At 37.8% G+C, this 21418-nt stretch carries 21 protein-coding genes; 16 read left to right on the top strand and 5 right to left on the bottom strand.

What is annotated here, in order from left to right; translation table 11 throughout:
• Window positions 1-140: 140 nt before the first annotated feature.
• Window positions 141-929, top strand: a complete 789-nt coding sequence (locus ACIQ1H_RS09480) for a MerR family transcriptional regulator (RefSeq protein ID WP_402888338.1) — start codon at window positions 141-143, stop codon at window positions 927-929.
• A 97-nt stretch (window positions 930-1026) separates the two neighbouring features.
• Here ACIQ1H_RS09480 and ACIQ1H_RS09475 read toward each other — a convergent pair whose 3' ends face one another.
• Entirely contained in the window at window positions 1027-2895 is a 1869-nt protein-coding gene (locus ACIQ1H_RS09475) for a multicopper oxidase family protein (RefSeq protein ID WP_402888336.1), read from the bottom strand.
• A 373-nt stretch (window positions 2896-3268) separates the two neighbouring features.
• Here ACIQ1H_RS09475 and ACIQ1H_RS09470 point away from each other — a divergent pair, with 373 nt between their 5' ends.
• The 7 genes from ACIQ1H_RS09470 to ACIQ1H_RS09440 all read left to right on the top strand — a co-directional run bounded on the left by ACIQ1H_RS09470 (window position 3269) and on the right by ACIQ1H_RS09440 (window position 9961).
• Window positions 3269-4690: a tetratricopeptide repeat-containing diguanylate cyclase gene (locus ACIQ1H_RS09470; RefSeq protein WP_402888335.1), complete on the top strand. Its 1422-nt coding sequence runs from the start codon at window positions 3269-3271 to the stop codon at window positions 4688-4690.
• 437 nt (window positions 4691-5127) lie between these two features.
• A complete protein-coding gene (locus ACIQ1H_RS09465; protein WP_173478551.1) occupies window positions 5128-5610 on the top strand; it encodes a cell wall elongation regulator TseB-like domain-containing protein in 483 nt (160 codons plus the stop codon).
• Window positions 5611-5626: 16 nt separating this feature from the next.
• Window positions 5627-6820, top strand: coding sequence for a pyridoxal phosphate-dependent aminotransferase (locus ACIQ1H_RS09460; RefSeq protein WP_402888333.1), 1194 nt, complete (start codon window positions 5627-5629; stop codon window positions 6818-6820).
• Window positions 6821-6848: 28 nt separating this feature from the next.
• Window positions 6849-8144, top strand: coding sequence for an asparagine--tRNA ligase (gene asnS, locus ACIQ1H_RS09455; protein ID WP_402888332.1), 1296 nt, complete (start codon window positions 6849-6851; stop codon window positions 8142-8144).
• 91 nt (window positions 8145-8235) lie between these two features.
• Window positions 8236-8964 (top strand): DnaD domain-containing protein, encoded by a 729-nt coding sequence (locus ACIQ1H_RS09450; RefSeq protein WP_402888330.1) that lies wholly within the window; start codon window positions 8236-8238, stop codon window positions 8962-8964.
• Window positions 8965-8978: 14 nt separating this feature from the next.
• Complete coding sequence (gene nth, locus ACIQ1H_RS09445) at window positions 8979-9641, top strand: endonuclease III (protein WP_173478554.1); 663 nt, start codon at window positions 8979-8981, stop codon at window positions 9639-9641.
• The gene (locus tag ACIQ1H_RS09440) at window positions 9638-9961 is read left to right on the top strand and encodes a YpoC family protein (protein ID WP_402888328.1); all 324 of its coding nucleotides are present in this window, start codon (window positions 9638-9640) and stop codon (window positions 9959-9961) included. Before nth ends, ACIQ1H_RS09440 begins: the two co-directional genes overlap by 4 nt.
• Before the next feature lie 148 nt (window positions 9962-10109).
• Here the strand turns inward: ACIQ1H_RS09440 and ACIQ1H_RS09435 are convergent, their stop codons facing one another.
• Together ACIQ1H_RS09435 and recU are read right to left on the bottom strand one after the other, a co-directional pair.
• The gene (locus ACIQ1H_RS09435) at window positions 10110-12764 is read right to left on the bottom strand and encodes a PBP1A family penicillin-binding protein (protein WP_402888326.1); all 2655 of its coding nucleotides are present in this window, start codon (window positions 12762-12764) and stop codon (window positions 10110-10112) included.
• Window positions 12761-13411, bottom strand: coding sequence for a Holliday junction resolvase RecU (gene recU / locus ACIQ1H_RS09430; protein WP_402888324.1), 651 nt, complete (start codon window positions 13409-13411; stop codon window positions 12761-12763). The genes ACIQ1H_RS09435 and recU overlap by 4 nt, the downstream gene beginning before the upstream one ends.
• A 382-nt stretch (window positions 13412-13793) precedes the next feature.
• On the opposite strand from recU, the gene ACIQ1H_RS09425 reads away from it, so the two are divergent.
• From ACIQ1H_RS09425 to ACIQ1H_RS09415, 3 genes are all read left to right on the top strand, one after another.
• On the top strand, window positions 13794-13988 hold the full coding sequence (locus ACIQ1H_RS09425; protein ID WP_173478558.1) for an endonuclease: 195 nt from the start codon (window positions 13794-13796) through the stop codon (window positions 13986-13988).
• Between the two features lie 253 nt (window positions 13989-14241).
• A complete protein-coding gene (locus ACIQ1H_RS09420; protein WP_402888322.1) occupies window positions 14242-14625 on the top strand; it encodes a YppE family protein in 384 nt (127 codons plus the stop codon).
• Window positions 14600-16867 (top strand): DEAD/DEAH box helicase, encoded by a 2268-nt coding sequence (locus ACIQ1H_RS09415; protein ID WP_402888320.1) that lies wholly within the window; start codon window positions 14600-14602, stop codon window positions 16865-16867. The genes ACIQ1H_RS09420 and ACIQ1H_RS09415 overlap by 26 nt, the downstream gene beginning before the upstream one ends.
• Window positions 16868-16905: 38 nt before the next feature.
• On the opposite strand, the gene ACIQ1H_RS09410 is transcribed toward ACIQ1H_RS09415, so the two are convergent.
• Together ACIQ1H_RS09410 and ACIQ1H_RS09405 are read right to left on the bottom strand one after the other, a co-directional pair.
• Window positions 16906-18738 carry a recombinase family protein gene (locus ACIQ1H_RS09410; RefSeq protein ID WP_402888318.1) on the bottom strand — a complete coding sequence of 611 codons (1833 nt, stop codon included), beginning with the start codon at window positions 18736-18738 and terminating at the stop codon, window positions 16906-16908.
• 106 nt (window positions 18739-18844) lie between these two features.
• Window positions 18845-19333, bottom strand: a complete 489-nt coding sequence (locus ACIQ1H_RS09405) for a helix-turn-helix domain-containing protein (RefSeq protein WP_402888317.1) — start codon at window positions 19331-19333, stop codon at window positions 18845-18847.
• Between the two features lie 320 nt (window positions 19334-19653).
• On the opposite strand from ACIQ1H_RS09405, the gene ACIQ1H_RS09400 reads away from it, so the two are divergent.
• The 5 genes from ACIQ1H_RS09400 to ACIQ1H_RS09380 all read left to right on the top strand — a co-directional run bounded on the left by ACIQ1H_RS09400 (window position 19654) and on the right by ACIQ1H_RS09380 (window position 21401).
• A complete protein-coding gene (locus tag ACIQ1H_RS09400) occupies window positions 19654-19854 on the top strand; it encodes a hypothetical protein (protein ID WP_402888315.1) in 201 nt (66 codons plus the stop codon).
• 479 nt (window positions 19855-20333) lie between these two features.
• Complete coding sequence (locus tag ACIQ1H_RS09395) at window positions 20334-20606, top strand: AbrB/MazE/SpoVT family DNA-binding domain-containing protein (RefSeq protein ID WP_402888313.1); 273 nt, start codon at window positions 20334-20336, stop codon at window positions 20604-20606.
• The gene (locus ACIQ1H_RS09390; RefSeq protein WP_402888311.1) at window positions 20603-20758 is read left to right on the top strand and encodes a DUF6906 family protein; all 156 of its coding nucleotides are present in this window, start codon (window positions 20603-20605) and stop codon (window positions 20756-20758) included. The genes ACIQ1H_RS09395 and ACIQ1H_RS09390 overlap by 4 nt, the downstream gene beginning before the upstream one ends.
• A 22-nt stretch (window positions 20759-20780) precedes the next feature.
• Window positions 20781-21170, top strand: coding sequence for a hypothetical protein (locus ACIQ1H_RS09385; protein WP_402888309.1), 390 nt, complete (start codon window positions 20781-20783; stop codon window positions 21168-21170).
• A 33-nt stretch (window positions 21171-21203) separates the two neighbouring features.
• Complete coding sequence (locus ACIQ1H_RS09380; RefSeq protein WP_402888307.1) at window positions 21204-21401, top strand: YqaI family protein; 198 nt, start codon at window positions 21204-21206, stop codon at window positions 21399-21401.
• Window positions 21402-21418: the final 17 nt, after the last annotated feature.

Genomic DNA, 21418 nt, shown 5'->3' with positions numbered 1-21418 from the left:
ATAGAATCATTGTTTGTGTGTCCTTACTATAGCACGCATTTATGAACTGAATATGAAATGGAGTGACAGGCACTCAAACAATTCAGAAAATACACTTGACCATCAAGTAACTTGAAGGTTTATTATGGAAATTGAAAGGTGTGTCGCTTTTGCATAACTATATGACCATTCAGGAATTTTCTAATAGAACAGGTATTTCAAAAAGTACGTTACGTTTTTATGAAACGAAAAATTTATTGTTGCCAGTAGAACGGAGAGGAAATGGATATCGCGTATATGCATCACACCAAATTGCAATCGTGAAATTGATTACAACTTTGCGTATAGCAGACGTGCCTATTAAGGACATACAACATTATTTACAAAACAACGACGAAGTAGCTCGTCAAACAATGATGGATAATTGGATTTGCACTGTAAAGAAAAAACGTGAGCTTATTGATGTTAGTTTAAGGTTTTTAGAAAGTGATCCCATTCGAGAGGATATCTATCTAATTGATAAAAACGAAGAAAAAATAATTTGGTTCATTGAGGAATCCACAATGGGGAAGTTTGGAGAGCATTTTGCGAAAAGAGCCGATGAATTAAAGCAAAACAATATTCAAATTAACAGCTATTATGTAAATTATTTATCAGGACAAGATTTAATAAAAGTACAAATTGGTTTTGGTGTATTAGAACATACAAGTTTAAATGAATTAACAGGCGTTGATTTTATTGAACATTTGCCTGCTTGTATTTGCCTGGCACTACCATTCAAAGAGCCTCTAACCGAAATAAACAAAGGATATCAAAAATTACTACAATATGCCCTTCAACATAGTTGGGTACCAACCCGATCTATACTTGAGTGGTACCGAGGGGAAGATTTTTCGCAATTAGATTTATTATTGCCTGTTATTCAATTGGAACGGAATGAGGAGAGATGAGTGAAGATATCTATCAACTCTAAAAACCGAGGTATTCGACAAAGCTAACGTCAAATACCTCGATTTTTTTTGTATTATACAGGAATAATGTAAATTCCTACGGACGTCTCCTACGCCATCTATTTGCCATGTTAGGTTGTAATTGTCTTCTGTTAGAAGGATAAATGGGTTGAGGTATGAACTGTGAGACATTCTGAGTATGAGTAGCAACGTGTGACGAAGTTTCCTTTGTAACTGATAAATCTTGCCTATCGGTCACTAGAGGAGTGTGCTGTGTGTGATCAGTAGTCGGTGCAATGCTATGCGCACTATTCAAAAGTGGGGCAGTGCTGTCATTATTATTTAGAACTGTCGTTGCTGTGGCATTATGGTTTTCTGTAGCATGCTCTATTTCAACATGTGGCTCTGATACGGGATGAACATCTTTCATCACTAGAATTGGGCGCATCATATCGTGATCCTCATGCTCAAGGAAATGGCAATGCCACATGTAATTTCCGATATGGTCTTTCCAATGCATAATAATTTTTGTAACCTTTCCTGCATCAGCTTTTACAGTATCTTTCCAGCCTCGTTCAAAGTCTCGAGGCTCTTCAGCTGGGCCAGTAAATTCAAGCCTACCTTCATTTTGATAGAGCTCTACGTCGAATGGACGTCGTTTCAAGATTTTAAATTGAACTAAATGAATATGGATTGGGTGTATAAATGGCGTGGCATTAATGAAATTCCAAACTTCTATACTATTAAGAGCTGGCTTTTCAGTAGCAGGATCATGGTACATGCGGTCATTTAATAATAGCATTGGTCTTCCGAAGTCATCTGTCGATGCACTTAATGGTAAGTTGCGCTCGACATGTGCATGATGCGGATGTAAATCCATTGAGACAGCAAGCCTTTCAGGAATTTCGCTCGTATCTTCATAGCGAAGCGGGCAAGTCACTTTAAATTGCATAATGACACTCGTATGCTCGTCAATAAAATCTGTATCTCCGTTAATTAATGTTATTTCCTGACCTTCACAATTAGAAAAGTCAATGATGACATCCGTTCTTTCAGCAGGCAATAATTCCACAGCGTAAATTTCGTTCGGGGTTGTTAGAAAACCTCCATCTGTTCCGAGCTGAATCATAGGCTGTTCATTAGAAAGGCTAATGACGTAACCTCTTCGATTTGAACCATTTAGCAAACGAAAACGATATTTGCGAGGCTCAACATTTAAATAAGGCCATACTTTACCATTCACAACGATGGTGTTTCCCACAAAGCCAGGTGTAATCGATGGATGTACTGGCACGGGGAAAGGCGGTTCATCAGGATAGAAGAGGGAGCCATCTTCATTAAAAGTTTTATCCGCAATTAATAGAGGATATTCATAATCACCGCACGGTAAATTTGAGCGTTCCTCAATGGAATCGCGCAGCAAGTAGAAGCCAGCAAGACCTGCGTATACATTTAAGCGCGTTAATGCCATTGCATGGTCATGATACCACAACGTTGTACCTGGCTGATGATTGGTATATTCATGTATTTCTTTATTGAATTTTGGACCAGTATACATAAAGTCTTTTGTATACCATGCTTCAGGATGCCCATCACTTTCCCAATCGACATTGGCTCCGTGAAGATGTGTTACCGTTCGAACCTCTTGTGAATCATTGGCCGCATGGAGTGTAAAATCTACAGGTAAAAAATGCTTTGCTGGTAATTGGTTTTTGTATTTGACATAAATCGTTTTGTCTTTAGAAGCCTCAATAGTTGGACCAGGGTAAAGTCCGTTATATCCCCAAATCGTGGATTTCGGAAAGTTCTTATGAAAACCATGTTCTGCTTCCATCATTTGCAACTCATAATATTCTTTTTTTGGCTGCCCGCTACTGTATTTTGGCTTTGCAGTAACAGGCTTCGGTAATTCATCTACAAATTTAGGTATTGTTGCTGGATCAGATGGATTTATATGTTTATTCACAACATCACGTCCCTTATGTTTTTACAAATAAATACTCAATCAACTACATCATATGGGTAAAAACAATGAGAAACGAGGACAATAATGGAATTATTTGTGCTAATATATATAAAAAATATTGTATTTCAAAAATTCATGCAAATAAAGCTGTTATTTTAGCCCTGTTTAAATTAAACATAAAAAGAAATAGCTTGTTGGAGAAAAGATAACCCTAGAGACAACTAATATCATTCAATGTGTTTAGTAATTTATGGGATATGCTTGAAATGACGGACGAGGGCATAGACTTCGCTTATAATTAATGTATAGGCTAACTGCTACATTAAAGTATTATGGATAAGGAAAATTCCGAGCATAGAGAAGTGGTGATTATTTGGAGTTAACATTAGAAGAATTAAACAAAACAATCATGGAAATGCGGACGAAAGGGCGTTTGACAGAAGCTCTAAATCTTGCTGAACAGGGACTTTTAGTAGCAATAGAAAATGATAATCATAAGCATGGACTAGATTTATTCTTCCAAAAAATATTAATTCATCATGCTCTAGGCGATACATTAAGCATGGTGAGCCACATCCATGACTATGAGGAGTGCTGCCAAAAGTACGGCACGACAAAGGATTTTATGAATTATTATCTTGTTATGTCTTTAATATATGATTTAGTTGGGGTCAGAGAAAAAACAGTGGAAATGACCAAAAAATCGATTGAATTTGCTACACAACTTAAAGATACTAAAATGCTTGTACGCTGCTATAGCAATCTGTGCTATCTTGAAGTCGAAAATGGCTGTTATCGGGATGCTCTTAATGCGGCATTTATCGCAAGAAATTACAATAAGGAGCTTGCCAAAACACAGCCAGAATTGGCGAAGCTACAAGAAATTCGCATTAATAATAATATGGCTGATGTCTATATACTAGAGGGCGATTTTGTTACTGGTCAAGCATTATTGGACGATACATTAAATTCGGATATTATTCAAAATCATAAACGAGAAAAGGTAGCCGCATTATTTGGCTATGGCTTTTTATATGAACATCAACAAAAGCTAGATGAGGCCGTGAAATATTATAAGCAAGCGATAGATTTGGCGCAATCATACGGGGATAATCCAATTACGAAAAGGGTCATGCGTATGCTGTTAAATGTTCTTTATCAATTGGATTACCGAAATGAGATATTTGATGTGCAACGAGCTTATATAGAACTTACAGAAAAAATGAGTGCTGACAATTTGCTTCAACAGGTCATGAACTTAGATTTTAATAGACAAAAAGAGAAACTGGAAAAAAGGGCTCTCTATGATCCTTTAACAGGTGTTCTTAATCGTCATTTTCTAGATAGTGAGCTAAATGATTGGTTGAAGGGAGCACAGGCTTGCCATCAGTATGTTGGCGTAATTGTCCTCGATATCGACTATTTTAAAGCATATAATGATAAGTACGGTCACTTGTTAGGTGACATGGTACTCCAGTTACTTGCTACTGGATTAAGAGATTTTTTACGTAATGAGGATGCGGTCATTATACGTTATGGTGGAGATGAATTTATCGTATGTCTGCGTCATGACAATAAGCAGTTTTTCTATGACTTTATTAAGGAACTACATGCCTATATCTTAACATTAAAAGTAGAACAAGACTTTGATAGTTATCCTTTAAAGATTAGCTTAGGGGCCTGTATGAATGACCAAGAAAATTATGACTATATTCAGCTTTTTAAGCAGGCGGATCGTAACTTATACAAAGCGAAAAATAATGGTCGTGCAAACTATGTCATTAGCTCACTATAAAAGAGTCTATCAAGTATAAAATAAAATATTCAAGAGAGAATCGTTCCCACTGTCAACAAAAGGCAGTGGGAATAAATTTGTGTAGGACTTTTGCTCTTTTGGATATAGTAAAAAAGTGATTTTTTCGCAAATCTACACCTTTCTTTAGTGTGAAAAAAATAGGAACTTTTAACGATAACGTACAGTCTTTTTTAGTGGAAGAGCAAAAAATGAAAATCACGCCTCGAATCATTTGAAAACGCTGGTTTATCAACGTACAATAAATGAAATTAGCAAACACGACAAGAGAATTTTGGTGTATAATGTTGTGGTATGAGGAAAGAAAGCAGGTTGACAAAAATGGTAAGCAAAATGAAAGTGTGCGCAGTTATAGACACGCAAAAATATCTGGCATTCTTAGCGCAAAAAAAGCTAGGTATGAAACATAAGGTGAATATATGAAAAACTGGTTGATTTTCATTTCTGTCTTTATGGTTTCCTTGTCACTTGTCATTAGTATTTTAGTACTCTGGAAAGCCGAGGCTCCGTTTAGTTCAATTGAAGAACAGGCTGAACAGTTGGCACTTGATGCCAAAGCCCTAGCAATTGTCTCGGAGTCATACACATATAATGGCAAACATTCGTATGTTACTGTGTTCGGGGTAGACGAATATGGTGACAAAAAGGCTGTCTTTGTTCCAACGAATCTAGAAGAGGATTCCATTCAGGAAGTATTTTTGAAAGATGGTATTACGGAAAAGCAAGCATTATCGGTTTTTAAAAATGAAGGAAATGTCCAAAAGGTTCTTCATATGAAATTAGGCTATGAGGAAGTAGGGGCTGTTTGGGAAATAACTTACCTAAACGATCAAGATAAACTCAACTATGTCTATATTTTATTTAAGGACGGCGACTGGTGGAAGCGCATTAAGAATTTATAAGAGGAGTAGATCCCGAATGAAAAAACTATTAGCAAACCGAGTGAAAACTTTAACACCATCTTCAACATTAGCAATTACTGCAAAAGCAAAAGAATTAAAAGAGCAAGGTATTGATGTAATTGGTCTAGGAGCTGGTGAACCTGACTTCAACACACCGCGCAATATTCTAGATGCGGCAATTGACTCTATGGAAAAAGGTTTAACTAAATATACCCCTGCTGGCGGACTACCAGTTCTTAAAAAAGCGATTATTGACAAACTTCAACGCGACAACAATCTTACATATAAACCGAACGAGGTTATCGTAGGCGTTGGGGCAAAGCACATTCTTTACACGTTATTCCAAGTAATTTTAAATGAAGGCGATGAAGTAATCATCCCTATTCCTTATTGGGTATCGTACCCAGAGCAAGTGAAACTAGCAGGCGGTGTGCCCGTTTATGTTGAGGGGACACGCGAACAAGGCTATAAAATTACTGCCGATCAATTACGTGCAGCTATTACCGATAAAACTAAAGCAGTGATCATTAACTCGCCAAGCAATCCATCTGGTATGATTTATTCTCGCAATGAGCTAGCAGAACTTGCTGCTGTTGCAGAAGAAAAGGATATTTTAATCGTGTCAGATGAAATTTATGAGAAGCTTGTATACAATGGTATTGAGCATTTTTCAATTGCACAACTTTCAGATGCATTGAAAGCACGTACAATCGTAGTAAATGGTGTAGCAAAATCTCACTCTATGACAGGCTGGCGTATCGGATATGCAGCAGGTGATGCAGACATTATTAAACCAATGACTGACCTTGCTTCACACTCTACTTCAAACGCAACAACAACTGCACAATATGCAACAGTGGAAGCGTATAATGGACCACAAGACACTGTCGAAGAAATGCGTCAAGCTTTCGAATCTCGTCTTGAGAAAATTTATCCACAAATTAGTGCAATTCCTGGCTTCAATGTATTAAAACCGCAAGGCGCATTTTATTTATTACCAGATGTAGCAGAAGCAATGGCACATACTGGCTATGATTCAGTAGATGCTTTTGCTGCGGACATTTTAACAGAAGCAAACGTAGCAGTGATTCCAGGCTCTGGCTTTGGTGCACCAACTACTATGCGATTATCTTATGCTACATCTTTAGAATTATTAGAAGAGGCAGTCCGTCGTATTGATGCATTCGTAAAATCAAAATGGCAAGACTAATCCTTCTAACCAACTTTGGAGGATTTCTATGAAAAAAATTATGATTCAAGATATGCCACAGCATATCGGAGAAACAGTCAAGCTAGGTGCTTGGTTAGCTAACAAACGTTCAAGTGGTAAAATCGCTTTCTTACAACTACGTGATGGTTCTGGCTTTGTGCAGGGCGTTGTTGTAAAAGAAGAAGTAGGCGAAGAAATTTTTGCAATTGCAAAAGGTATGACACAAGAAACTTCGATGTACGTTATTGGAGAGGTAAAAGCAGACGAACGTTCAAGTTTCGGCTGTGAACTAGCAGTAACAGGAATTGAAGTGTTACATGCAGCAACAGATTTCCCCATTACGCCAAAAGAGCATGGTCCTGAATTTTTAATGGATAACCGTCACTTATGGTTACGTTCTCGTAAACAACACGCTGTGATGAAAATTCGTAACGAAATCATCCGTGCAACTTATGAATTTTTCAACAACAATGGCTTTACAAAAATGGACCCACCAATTTTAACTGGATCAGCACCTGAAGGTACTTCAGAGCTATTCCACACAAAATATTTTGATGAAGATGCCTACCTTTCTCAATCTGGTCAGCTTTATATGGAAGCGGCTGCGATGGCGTTAGGGAAAGTGTTTTCTTTCGGTCCAACGTTCCGTGCTGAAAAATCTAAAACACGCCGTCACTTAATCGAGTTTTGGATGATTGAGCCAGAAATGGCGTTTGTAGAATTCGAAGAAAACTTAGAGGTACAAGAACAGTATGTAGAACATATTGTGCAGTCTGTTCTGGCAAACTGTACTCTAGAATTAGAGCGACTTGGCCGTGATACATCAACTCTGCAAAATATTAAAGCGCCATTCCCTCGTATTTCATACGATGATGCCATTAAACTATTACATGAACAAGGTTTTGATGACATCGAATGGGGTGATGACTTCGGTGCGCCACATGAAACAGCCATTGCAAATTCATTTGACAAACCAGTATTCATTACGTGCTACCCAACAGGTATCAAACCATTCTACATGCAGCCACACCCAGATCGTGATGATGTCGTATTATGTGCCGACTTAATTGCGCCAGAAGGCTACGGGGAAATTATTGGTGGTTCAGAGCGTATTCATGACTATGATTTATTAAAAGCTCGTCTTGAGGAACATGATCTATCATTAGATGCTTACGCATGGTACCTAGAGCTTCGCAAGCAAGGTTCAGTACCACATTCTGGCTTCGGTCTAGGACTAGAACGTACAGTAGCATGGATTTCTGGAACAGAGCATATTCGTGAAACGATTCCATTCCCACGTTTATTAAATCGTTTATACCCTTAATCGATTAGCAACAAACGAAAACAATTTAAAAGTCGCGTAGTGAAATTTCTACGCGGCTTTTCTACTTACTAGAAAAAGGAGTCATGTCTACATGAATACTAAAAATAATCGACTCCGTACATGGACCGAGCAGAGAACTATACAAATTCCTCAGCTCTTTTTTCAGTTTTATAAGGAGTTAAATATTGAGGATGATGAGGCGCTAATTGTCATGCACTTACTTGCCTTTCATGTGGAAGGAAACGATTTTCCTACACCAACAGATTTGATGAATCGTCTCACAATGCCTAGTAATGATATTACTTCTCGCTTACAGCGTCTTATGCAAAAGGGCTTTCTTGAGATTACACGTGATGTCGATGCAAATGGCACGCTATACGAAAAATATTCGGTGTACCCCCTTTGGGAACGTATATTGCAGATGATAGAAATGAAAGAACAAAAAAATACAGCAGCTACACTTCGTCAAGAAGAGGGTGAAGTATTCCGTTTATTTGAAGAGGAAATGGGGCGTCTTTTATCTCCTTTAGAGCTAGAAAAAATCGGTTTTTGGCTAGATGAGGATAAGCACAGTCCTGCGCTTATTAAAGAGGCATTAAAGGAAGCTGTTTTTGCTGGTAAATTGAGCATTCGTTATATTGATCGGATATTATTGGAGTGGAAAAAGAAAAATATTACGACACCACAAGCTGCACATAAACAAGGCGAGCAGTTCCGTGAGAAACAAAGTTTGAATAGACCGCCAGCACGTACAGTACAGCAAGAAACGCAGGCGACAAACAGAGTACCATTTTATAACTGGTTAGAAGAAAGAGAATAGGGGGCTTTTAGGGAATGTTAACAAAAAAACAGTGGGAGCATTGTCTAGCTGAAATGGACCGCATGTTTCCTAATGCGCATTGTGAACTTGTCCATGACAACCCGTTCGAGCTGACAATCGCCACGTTATTATCTGCACAATGTACGGATGTACTTGTCAATAAAGTAACGAAAACGTTGTTTCAAAAATATAAAAAGCCAGAAGATTATTTGGCAGTGAGTTTAGAGGAGCTACAACAGGATATTCGATCAATAGGTCTTTATCGCAATAAGGCTAAAAATATTCAACTTCTCTGTCAGCGACTTTTAACAGAGTATGATGGGCAAATTCCTGCAAGTCGTGAAGAGCTCGTGACATTGCCTGGTGTTGGGCGTAAAACGGCAAATGTTGTTTTATCAGTAGCTTTTGATATTCCAGCACTTGCTGTTGATACACATGTAGAACGCGTATCGAAACGACTAGGTTTATGTCGCTGGAAGGATTCAGTGCTTGAAGTGGAAGAAACAATAATGAAAAAAACTCCAATGGATAAATGGTCAAAAACCCATCATCAGTTAATTTTCTTCGGACGTTATCATTGCAAGGCACAAAATCCTGGCTGCCAAACATGTCCGTTACTCGAGGATTGCCGTGAAGGACAAAAGCGTTTAAAAAAAGGGCTGGTGACAAACGCGTGAATATTGATGCAATATCAAAAGAAAAAGTCGATGAATGGTATACAGAATGGACGATGCTAGAAGCACAAATACATGCTGCCCATGATGCACGTAATGGGGAAGCAAAGGGTCTCATGGAAAAGGCTATCATGTTATTTGAACGTTTAGTGATCGAAGCAGGTGAAGAGGTAATGCCGATTAATGGAATTGAGCGTATGACCTTTATTAAAGCAAAGCCAGGACAATATGCATGTTATCGTCAATTAGATGAATTATTTAAAGAAACAAAAAAACGCACAGCACGCTTACGCTTACAGGCAACCAAAAACGTAGGAAGCTAAGTAGCACTTAAAAGATGAAGCAATTTAACAATCACATAATAAAGAGGTTGTCCTTTAGACTATATAAGGACAACCTTTTTATTATGAAAAAAACAGGTGAAGAAAACATTGTTTTCTTCACCTGTTCATTTTAGTGTATGCTTTTTATTTACTCACCATCAGGATCTTCATCGTCTGGCACAACAGGATCTGTTGGCGTAACAGGTGGTTGGGTACCGTTATTGTTACCGTTGTTACCGCCATTCCCATTATTGCCATTGTTGCCATTTCCGTTATTGCCATTATGATTTCCATTGTGGTTGCCGTTGTCACCATTGTTACCGTTATTGCCTTGATCAGGATCTGTTGGTTGGTCAATATCCGGTTCATCTGGATCCTCAGTTTCTAAATCCTCATCAGGCATGCTCGTTATTTGGAAGGTTGTCGTTCCTGGTTCACTGCGCGTCTCATCCACAATCGCAACGATAGAAATCGTGTAATTACCATCTTCTAACGTGTTGCTAACTGTTAAACCTTTACTTTCAGTTGTTCCAAGTACAACCGTTTCTCCACCTTCGCGTGTAGCGGATACTTCAAAGGTAGTCGGCATTGGCTCATCCGTTTCTGGGTCAAGAATAGCATCATGCTCCCAGCTAATGTTGATGGATTGTCCTGCTAAATCTAAACTTGCACTTACATTGTAAGGTGTAGAAAGTTCAGGAGCTTGGTATTCATTAGAAACTTCTGTAGGTTCTGTACCGCGAACAAATAGCTCTGTTTGACGTAATTCACTTGGTGTATAGTCACTTGCTAATTTTAGTGGACTAGAGCCTACTTCAATCGTAGCTTCTACAACCGAGCTTGGTTTTTTGAAACGTTCAGTTTCAATGTTCGCAGAAAGATCTCGCATTATATCTTTAAATAAATGTTGAGGTAAACGACGTTCGTCCCATGTTGTAATTGGGTCAGAACGTTTTTCGTAACCACTCCAAATTGCGATTGAATAATTGGTAGTGTAACCAGCAAACCAAGAATCTGGCACACTTGTACTTGGTAAATTATATTTGTTAAACTCGTCGTTTGAATAGTTTGTTGTACCAGTTTTACCAGCAACATCTAATCCAGCAACATTTGCTGCAGTACCAGATGCATCCGGTTTATTGCTGACAACATCACGTAACATATCAGTTACCATGTATGCTGTATATTCTTCCATCGCAACATTTGACTTTGGTGTATAGTCTTTCGATGATTTGCCATCGCGATAAACAATTTTGGTAATCGAATAAGGGTCAGTGTAAACACCATTATTCCCAAATGCTGCATAAGATGCTGCCATTTGAATAGGAGACAAGGTAATGGCACCACCACCAATTGCATCCGCTTCATAAGCGTTCTCTGTTTTAATGCCTAAACGGCCAATAAATTCTTTTGCTTTGTCAGCACCAACTTCTTTAAATGTTCTAACAGCGGGCACATTTCGAGAAGCATATAAAGCTTTACGTGCTGTCATAGTACCAAAATATTTACCATCCCAGTTTGTAATGGTTTGATTCGTACCTGTATATTTCATTGGATCATCGACAAGTGTTTGACCTGTTGACCATTTTAAATATTCAATTGCAGGACCGTAATCTAGTAATGGTTTCATTGTTGAGCCCGGATGATTCATTACTAAGTCATCTGCATAGTTAAAGCCGCGGTTCCCATAGTTTCGTCCACCGCCGACTGCTTGAATTTGACCTGTTTTTGTATCGACAACAGCAACACCTGATTCAATTTTTTCTGTCGGGAAATTACTGTCATCATTCATGATGTTTTCTACAATTTGCTGAGCATTCGGATCAAGTGTAGTGTAAACTTTAATGCCCTCTGCCATGGCAGTACCATCACCATTTTCCTCAAGCTCATTAATAACGATATCTAAGAAGGCATCGTATTTAGAGCCAGCAAATGTTTGGCGTGTAGCGTCGTCTGCAAGACCTGCTTGCACATCGACTTTTTTCGCTTCTTCCATTTCAGCTTTTGTAATTTTTCCATGCTGATACATTAAGCCTAAAACCGTATTTCGGCGTTTTTCTGCCAGCTCTGGATTTTTTAATGGATTGTAAGCATTCGGACGTTGTACTAAGCCTGCTAGCAGTGCTTCTTCATCCAGTGATAAATCTTTTAACTCTTTGCCATAGAAATATTGAGCGGCTGTACCAAAGCCATATACACGGCCAGACATCAACATTTTATTAAAGTACATTTCAAAAATTTCTTCTTTTGAATATTTACGTTCAAGTTGGAAAGCAAGCCATGCTTCTTGTGCTTTTCGTTTTAATTTTTTCTCATTTTGTAAAAATGAGTTTTTGACAACTTGCTGCGTTAAAGTGGAAGCACCTTGTGCCCCGAAACCATCACGGAAGTTTGCAAGTATTGCACCACCAAGGCGGTAAAAGTCCATACCATGATGTTTGAAAAAGCGAACGTCTTCTGTCGCGAGAATGGCGTTAATCATATCTTCAGGAATTTCATCGTATGTTACGTATTTCCGGTTTTCAGCGCCGATTGTGGCGAAAACTTCACCGTTTTTATCGTAAAACTCAGATGAAACAGGATCCTTTAGTAAATCTTCATTAAGCTCTGGTGCTGTGCTTGCATAATAAGCAAAAACACCTGCTCCGCCGACTAAGCCAACAACTCCTATGATAAGTATTGTTAGGACAATGCGCTTCAGCCAGGTTTTGGCCGATGATTTAGATGCTTTCGGCGCTTTCTTTTTATTTTTTTGAGCGAGAGCCTTTTGATGCTCTCCGCGTGTTTGACGACGTTCACTCATTTTTTTATCTCCTCACTTTCAGAGCCATGACTTGTTGCTTCAATGAACTGCTGTAGAACGGGTAAATAATCGATACGGGGATAATAGCTTGTTGGAATTTCGTAAGCTTCCTTTTCTATCGTTGCAAAAGGGATCGATTTTCGTTCACCATTGTCCATTGCCTGCCAGGCCTTTTGTAAAACTTCGTATGGCACTAAAAAATAGCGTTCAAAAGCTGAAAAACGAACGATAATGAATGCCACACCATTGTGTTCCTTCACTTGCTGCATATGTTTCATTTGATGTTCGTGTATATTTTTTAATGGAAAGCTCGTCTTAGATGCGGTTTCCTTAGCATCAAAATCAATGTAATGCCCAGCCCAAACGCCATTGTAGTCAGTTGTAGAGGGCGTTCGGAAATAAGCTTCACGAATTACAGCAGCACTTCGTGATGGATACTCTACTTTGACGATTTGTACGGGAACAGGTTTCTTATGAATAATAGCAAGTCGCCTTTCTAAATAAAAGTCGTTTGCTTCATTAATTTCATCCTCTAGCGTCTTCCCTCGATTACTATAGGAAAAATCCTTTGTTTTCACCTTTTTCTCAGCCTTGTGAGTAGCTGGAGCAGGGGTGTAGACTTTCCCATTTGGATAACGAATTGTCACTTAGCTCACCTTCTATAATACTGCTATTATACACAATAGTTTACCATGATTCAGTATAACTTCACCACAGGAAGAACGTTGCGCTCAAGATAGTTTATGATGGCTGATAGATTTGCATGATTCGCTGTTTAAAGTAGAAATTTCGCCAATAAAATAACTACATTCGCCATTGTATTTGTCTATTTAGTGCACCACTTTTTTCCTAGAACCGTTGGGAATCATTCTTTTACAGCGATATCATTAAAGTCGCCATTAAGGGCAACTATTAAAAATTTATCGAAATTCTTCTTCTTTCAGCTAACTTACGCTTATTTTGTCACGCATGAAGGTAATTTTATACATGCGAGGAATACTGTAAATAAAGATAAAAGGGGGCGTTGTATTGAACAAATTAGGACAATTAGTTGCACAGTTGGATCTAGTCAATCAATTACTTTTAACGAGAGTGTCATTGGAAAGCAATGCACACAGCCTGCAATTTTTTATGCAGCTCAAATCTGTTAGCCAGAAAGTAAGCTTAGCAGAAAAGAACTGGCAAGTAAAGAATGCTTGTTCGCCTATTAGTAGTGAAAAATGATAGACTTTGGTACACTAATCTCATACAAATAAAAATGATTCATTTGATGCATCATTTAAAGTCTTTAGCAGACGGTGGGAATTATACAGAAAAACGTTCAGGCTTGTACGAAATAAAATGTCGCGCTAATAAGAGAGCGACATAGCGTCCTGAATGTTAGCATGTATTTTCATTCTGATACGTTGTTAATTGTTGTATGCATGCTAGCGACGATTATGCTAAAGGTACATTTGATACGAGATGAGGTGCGAAATTGTTACTAATACAGCAAACTTCCATATTAATAGATGAATGCGAAAAATGTGTTGCACGCTTTTGGCAAATGCGTGAGGAGGATCGTACGCCAGACTTTTTTGGAGAGGTCAAGCCACATGTTGATACGATTCATCAACTATTGAAAGAGTGGCAACAAGAAGCGAATGCTTGGATACAAAAAAACAGACCGAAATATATGCATGCAGGGCAAATTGCTTCAGCGGTTGAATCGATGGAGCAATTTGTTGTGCAATCTTTTTATAAAGAAACAAGTAAAAAGCGTTTTTTAGATGCAACGCATTCCACTTCCTACACGCTAAATAATTTTTATCGCATAGTGAAGGAGGCGCAAAGTGATGTTATCGAAAAAACGGACGATTAGTGCGCTATTAAATGAATGGCGATATGATGAGGAACTAAAAGAGCGAATAATGCATTGGCAAACATTAGATGGACGAGATGCTAAGCTTGCTCCTTTTCCACAAAATTTACATCCTTCACTTGTTAAAGCATTACATGCACGTGGCATCGAGCAATTATATACACATCAGCGCGAAGCTTTTGATTTGGCGACAAGCCGCAAATCATTTACGGCTGTTACACCGACTGCATCAGGTAAATCATATTGCTATCATTTACCCGTATTACAAAAGATTTTAGAAGATCGAAATGCACGTGCCATTTATTTATTTCCGACAAAAGCGTTAGCGCAAGATCAGAAAAATGATTTAAATGAACTGATTGAACAGAGTGGAGAAGATATTTTAAGCTATACGTATGATGGGGATACAGCTCCTGGTATACGACAAAAGGTTCGAAAAGCAGGACATATTGTCATGACGAATCCAGATATGTTACATTCAGGTATTTTACCGCACCATACAAAATGGGTGTCACTCTTTGAAAATTTGCAGTATATCGTTATTGATGAATTGCATACATATAAAGGTGTATTTGGTTCACATGTAGCACATGTTATTCGAAGACTGAAACGAATTTGTGAATTTTATGGCAGTAAACCTGTTTTTATTTGTACGTCTGCCACGATTAAAAATCCAAAGGAATTAGCGGAAAATTTAACGAACGAATCACAAACGTTAATTGCTGATTCAGGTGCGCCAGTTGGCAAAAAAACTTTTCTTTTTTACAATCCACCGATTATCCATAAAACGTTTGGCGTTCGTCGCAGTGCGGTTTTAGAGGTAAGTGATTTAGCCAAAAGACTTTATACAGCAGGAATTCAAACGATTATTTTTGCAAAAAGTCGAGTGCGTGTTGAAATGATTGTTACTTATTTAAAAGAATTGACTCGCAATAAATTACAAGATGAGTCTGTGCGTGGCTATCGAGGGGGCTATTTACCCTCTGAGCGGCGTGTTATTGAACGTGGACTTCGTGATGGAACAATTCAAACGGTAGTAAGTACGAATGCGCTTGAGCTAGGCGTAGATATTGGCCAACTACAGGCATGTATTATGACTGGTTACCCAGGAAATATTGCAAGTGCATGGCAGCAAGCGGGACGTGCTGGGCGCCGTCAAGACGAAGCACTCATTATTTATGTAGCACAATCGACAGCATTAGATCAGTACGTTGTAGATCATCCACTCTATTTACTTGGAAGCGACCCTGAGGAGGCACGCATTTATCCAGAAAATATGTTGATATTAATGGATCATTTAAAATGTGCGGCCTTTGAGTTACCATTTACAACAAATGATTCATATGGAGAATTTGAAATACAAGAATTACTCGATTATTTAGCAGAAGAAGGTGTTGTTTTTAAAACGAGTGAGAAGTGGCATTGGATGAATGATCGTTTCCCAGCACATGATATTAGCCTTCGTTCAGCATCACAAGAAAATGTTGTTATCATCGATATGACTATTCCTGCTCGCACGAAAGTAATTGGAGAAATGGATCGCCATAGCGCTATGACACTATTGCATGAGGAAGCTATTTATTTGCATCAGGGCATCCAATATCAAGTAGAAAAACTTGATTGGGAAGAGAAGAAAGCTTTTGTGCGTGAAGTAGATGTAGATTATTACACAGATGCTAATTTAGCTGTGGAAATGAAAGTACTTGAGGAAGATCGAAGCCGTAACTATCAAGGTGGAACGATTAGTTTTGGTGATGTAGGATTAGTAGCACAAGCTACAATCTTTAAAAAAATAAGATTAAACGAAAAACATGATAATATTGGGTCGGGTCCAATCTATCTACCACCAGATGAAATGCATACAAGCTCGTCATGGTTATCCTTTAGCAATACACTACAATGGTCCGAAGCAGAGTTAACAGAAGCGATGACTGGTGCTGCATATGCAATGAATGCTTTTATCCCGCTGTTCATACAATGTGATTCAAGCGATGTAGCGGTAGTGCCTCAGGTAAAGGCTACACATAATGATCTGCCAACGTTTTTTGTGTACGACAAGTATCCAGGCGGGATAGGCTTAAGTGACAAGGTTTATGATCTATGGGAAGACTTATTAACCAAGACAATGAATCATGTCGCAAACTGTCCTTGTGAATCAGGATGCCCATCATGCATAGGGCCTCAAAGTTCTTTAGTAAACATGAAACGAAAAGTTAGGGAGTTACTGCATATTTTAAACTAACATACAAAAAGAAGAGGGGGAAGAAGGGTGTATTTTGTTTATACCCCCAAGCCCTCTTCTTTTGTTAGTTTATAAATCATTTTTCGGTTAATGCCCGTTAGCTTTTCTAATTCACGACCTGATGCATCAGGATGTTTTTTCATAGCAGAACGGAGAATCTCTAGTCTTTTCTCTCTCAACGCCGTACTACCCTTAGCTAAAGCTAAATTTTTAAACTTCCCAAATCTTAATTGATCTGATTCGAGAGTCGAATGGTTTGAATGCATAACTTCAGAAAGTTTATTGAGCGTGGTGCCAGGATTTTCGTTGATATACTTTTGGCAAGCATCATAACGTTCTTTTGCTTTTCTTAATATTGCTTCTTGAATCATTTCCTCAGAAGTTTGAATTGGTACATTGATTGGTAGTGTCACTCCTTGTGGTAAAAGGCCGTTGAGAATCAAAATTTCATTTTCAACATCAAGAATTGCGGTAGGGAACAGCATCCCAATTGATTGCTGCTGCCTTTCTGTTGATAACCACGTATCAAAATTTGCTACTGCACTTAAAAAGCTAACTACAGAATCATAATTCAACTTGTTTGCTTTAAGGAGTGAAATTTTATTTTTGTCACGCTCAAGAGCCTTTTCAATTTCTGATAGCTCCTTATCTAGCTTTACACCTTCTTCATCCAACTTTTCCATCGACCAGCGTCCACTCAGATATAACTCTAATAATCTATCTTTTTTTAGATGTATGTCAGCTGTTTGCTTTTTGTAATGCTTGATTGAAAGTTCTAGTTCGCTAATTTGACTATTATCGTAATTTGAAGGGTCAATGTATTGTTTTGCAATATCTTCACTCTTTAAAATATCCTTTACAGCCTTTATAAACGATTTTTCTATTCTTCTAGTATTGATATAAGGTTTAGTACTACAAAGCTCTCTCGTCGGCTCGTAGCTGTGTTTAAGGACATAGTTGTCTTCATCACTATAATGGTCTATCTTATGAACGGAAACAGTATGACCACAAGAAGAACATTTAATATCTATATCTCTTAGGATATGAGGAGAGGCGGGTCTACGATTACGTTTCCTTGCGATAATCTCTTGAATAGTTTCAAAATCCTCTTGTGTTCGGAGCTTTGGGTAAACATCAGGCACACTAATAGTTTCCCCATTACTAAATGACTTCTGCAAAACTCCGTGATAGCAAGGGTTTTTTAATTTCACAAGTACTTGAATCTCTGTCCACTTTTTCCCCTTTGAAGTTGAAGTTCTGTTATTTAAACGTCGAGCAATTTCTCTTGTACTTGCTCTTTCAGTTATATATAAATGGTCTATAAAAGGGATAATCCAAGCACGTTCTTCGTTAATCGATAGTTCCTTTGTGGCTTTATCATAATTGTACTCTTCTGGCTGAACGCCCCATACATTCCCTTCACGAGTGTATTGACGCTTACCACGCATCATTTTACGGACAATTGCTCTTTTTTCACGTTTTGCTATTAAGTTTTTAATGTCACTAATAAACTCGTCATCTTCATTAGCGAGATCTGTAATCATACCTGGTTCAGCAATTTTAACTTTATTTTCACGCAAAATGCCTTTCAGATATTCCCAACTCATTGTATCGAGACGAGATAGGCGGTCTTGATCTATAACTAAAACGACATCTGCTTTACCTTCTTCTACGCAATCAAGCAATGCGTTTAATCCAGCCTTATCAAGCTTACCCCCTGAATCTGTATCTTGAAATGTAGCTACAATTTCCCAGCCCTGTTGTTTTGCGTAACGAGCTAGTTCGGTTTCTTGCGCTGCTAAACTGAATTTCTTTTCCTGTAATTTAGTTGAAACCCTGTAGTAGAGAATGGCACGAATATTGGTACTCATTATCAACTTTCCCTTCAGATATCAATTTTGAAATATTCTGTTCGAAATAGCTTTACAAATATTTCAACTCTATGGTAACATAAAAACAAGAACAAGTGTTCTGTATTTATTTATCTTTTCTCATCTCGCGCATTATCCGGATTGAGCGAATGTAATCTTGTGCATCCTTTAGCTCTTCTTCGCTAAGTGGAGTACCGTCAACTTCCCATTGAGGTGTGTCAGATTCTTTTAAAACATAATCTGCCTGATCTTCTCTTAGGAATGATACTGATGAACTTCTAGCATGCACAATCATATTTCTTTCATTTTTCAAACTAGGTGGGGCATCATCGCCTAATAATTCAACAGTATCAACTACTGTTAATTCTCGAATTTGAATTAATTCTTTAATTTCAACATCATAAACTTTTGCAAGTTTAGAAAGTGCTTCTGTTGAGGGGATTCGCAATGCTCGTTCATAAAGGCTAATAATTTGAGGAGTTAAACCAGAACGATTAGCTACTTCAACTAGCTTTAAATCTTTTGCAGACCTTAACTGTTTTAATTTAGACCCGAGAATAGGGCTCATAGTTTTACGTATTTCCATATTTGACATTGAAATTACTCCTTTTCAAAAATTTATTAAAAAATTTAATAGATTTGACTTGCTTTTTAATCCGTCGGTTGATAATATAGGTTTTACATTATATAGCATCCAAACATAAATTAGGAGTTTCCTAATTAGCTGAATACTATATAGTCGAGTTAACTCAATTATTACTTTATTTTATGTAACCAAAAGCAGTTATTCATCGTACTGTGATAGTTACTTTTATTTTTTAACACTTTTTAAACCAACGGTTAAATATATTTTTTAATCAAATTTGAAACCGTCGGTTTACATCATCTGTAAAATAAAAGGAGGCAAAAGCCACCATGTTACCGATTGATATGGAAGTTGTAACAATCATTTCTAACCTACCTAAAAAAATTAGTCAGTTATCAAAACTTAATCCTTCCGCAGCAATTGAGATTATTCAATCGTGGGGGGATGGTAAAAAAGATGTTGAAAAACTTTGGAAAGAAACAAATGAATTACTTGATGTTGGCGCATCAAGTGAATGTAAAAGTTTATAGTCAAAATAAGATAACTTGTTGTCTATAAACATTGAACTAATTGTTTACATTCTAACAGATTTTAGGCTGTATATACAAGCGATTTCATAATTTTTATTTATAAAAATACAAAAAATACTAAAATTGGTAGAAGGTAAGGTGATGCTATGTCAAAATATGCATTATTTATGTCAAAAATGCTTACTGCAAAGGAAGTGTGTTTTGTAACTCATATGATGCGTAATCTCATAGAGAGTGGGAAAGAAGAAGATGCAGTAGCCATGATGCTTAGGCAAACACGTTCAAAACACCGAGCTTACCGTCATGCTACTAGGAATTATTAAACATTTAATTAGAGTGCGAGAGTCTGTTATCGCTTTGGTGTTCTTACTCATTTAGGCATATCAAAGCGGTAACAGAAACCGCAGGGCTATCAATAGCTTGCAAGGGGATGGACTAGAAATACCTTGCCACAATAAAAGCACAGAGGAGGAAGTAAAATGCAATCAACAGGCATAACAAGAAAAGTAGACGAGTTAGGAAGAATAGTTATTCCTAAGGAACTTCGTCGTAATTTTGGCATCGAAGAGAAGGATTCGCTAGAAATCTTCACAGAAGGAGACAACATCGTACTTCGCAAATACGAACCAGTAAGTGAGAGTAAGATCCGCACACAGGTTGAGTTAGAAAAACTTCTATCAGAACTTTCAACTGAAGAACAAAAGCGAGTAGTTGAAGATGCTATCAAACTATTAAAAGGACATCAAAAGTGAAAAACGGTAAACGTCTCACAGTTGCCCAGCGCTCGCATTTACAGTCGTTGAACCTAAATAGTGATAACTGGCTCATCTCAAAATGCACAACAGAGAAGTGGAAGCTAGTCCATCGCTATACAGGACAACCTAAAGATATACCTGCACCATAAAACTGAATAGGAGGAAAAGCTAATGAATGATTTACAAATCAACACGCACATTCAACAGTCTGAAGCGAACGGTTTATACCAGCAAATTGAAGACATCAAACGTCAACGAGCCAATCTGAAAGATCAGCAAGACAAGCTAGTAGGCAAACTATTTGAGCACATTCAAAAGAATGGTAAAGTACTAGCTTACAAGAATAATACACCTTATGTTCTTACTGTAGGGAACGTCACAAAATCAACTCTGAATAAAAAGGAACTAGCCGAAGAACTTGAAGTTCCTCAAAAGGATTTGAGTACTCAAGGTATTGCGGAACTGGTTGAGGAACAACGTCTCACTAGTGAGATGATTCGCTCAGCTATTTACAGCGAAACGGATTTGAAGCTTAAAGCACGTAAAGCAAAAAAAATCTGATATTGAATTAATCTTCGGAAAGTAGGTGATTAGATGAGTCCAACAGCACCAAAAGACATGTTTGGGAAAGAGATTAAAGAGGGAGATGCTTATCTCGTGGTAAACGATAAAGCAGTTCACATTGATTCGATGGAAGACTATTTCATTGAAGTGCTAGGCGCAAAAGTCCATGAACGCAAAAAACCGCTAACTGCTGGAACAGTTAACGGCAACGACAAATCACACCAATGATTATAAGTGCTATTGTA

The organism is Lysinibacillus sp. NPDC097279 (assembly GCF_044761745.1).
Lineage (GTDB): Bacteria > Bacillota > Bacilli > Bacillales_A > Planococcaceae > Lysinibacillus.
The sequence above is the reverse complement of the archived record's forward strand: the minus strand, read 5'-3'. Positions and strand labels throughout refer to the sequence as shown.

Bases quoted from the DNA above. Each gene is read 5' to 3' on its own strand.
- ACIQ1H_RS09415 (WP_402888320.1), top strand. From the start codon at position 14,600: ATGTTATCGAAAAAACGGACGATTAGTGCGCTATTAAATGAATGGCGA.
- ACIQ1H_RS09385 (WP_402888309.1), top strand. From the start codon at position 20,781: ATGAATGATTTACAAATCAACACGCACATTCAACAGTCTGAAGCGAAC.
- ACIQ1H_RS09450 (WP_402888330.1), top strand. From the start codon at position 8,236: ATGAATACTAAAAATAATCGACTCCGTACATGGACCGAGCAGAGAACT.
- ACIQ1H_RS09460 (WP_402888333.1), top strand. From the start codon at position 5,627: ATGAAAAAACTATTAGCAAACCGAGTGAAAACTTTAACACCATCTTCA.
- ACIQ1H_RS09400 (WP_402888315.1), top strand. From the start codon at position 19,654: ATGTTACCGATTGATATGGAAGTTGTAACAATCATTTCTAACCTACCT.
- ACIQ1H_RS09395 (WP_402888313.1), top strand. From the start codon at position 20,334: ATGCAATCAACAGGCATAACAAGAAAAGTAGACGAGTTAGGAAGAATA.
- ACIQ1H_RS09410 (WP_402888318.1), bottom strand. From the start codon at position 18,738: ATGAGTACCAATATTCGTGCCATTCTCTACTACAGGGTTTCAACTAAA.
- ACIQ1H_RS09405 (WP_402888317.1), bottom strand. From the start codon at position 19,333: ATGTCAAATATGGAAATACGTAAAACTATGAGCCCTATTCTCGGGTCT.
- asnS (WP_402888332.1), top strand. From the start codon at position 6,849: ATGAAAAAAATTATGATTCAAGATATGCCACAGCATATCGGAGAAACA.
- ACIQ1H_RS09465 (WP_173478551.1), top strand. From the start codon at position 5,128: ATGAAAAACTGGTTGATTTTCATTTCTGTCTTTATGGTTTCCTTGTCA.
- ACIQ1H_RS09435 (WP_402888326.1), bottom strand. From the start codon at position 12,764: ATGAGTGAACGTCGTCAAACACGCGGAGAGCATCAAAAGGCTCTCGCT.
- nth (WP_173478554.1), top strand. From the start codon at position 8,979: ATGTTAACAAAAAAACAGTGGGAGCATTGTCTAGCTGAAATGGACCGC.
- ACIQ1H_RS09380 (WP_402888307.1), top strand. From the start codon at position 21,204: ATGAGTCCAACAGCACCAAAAGACATGTTTGGGAAAGAGATTAAAGAG.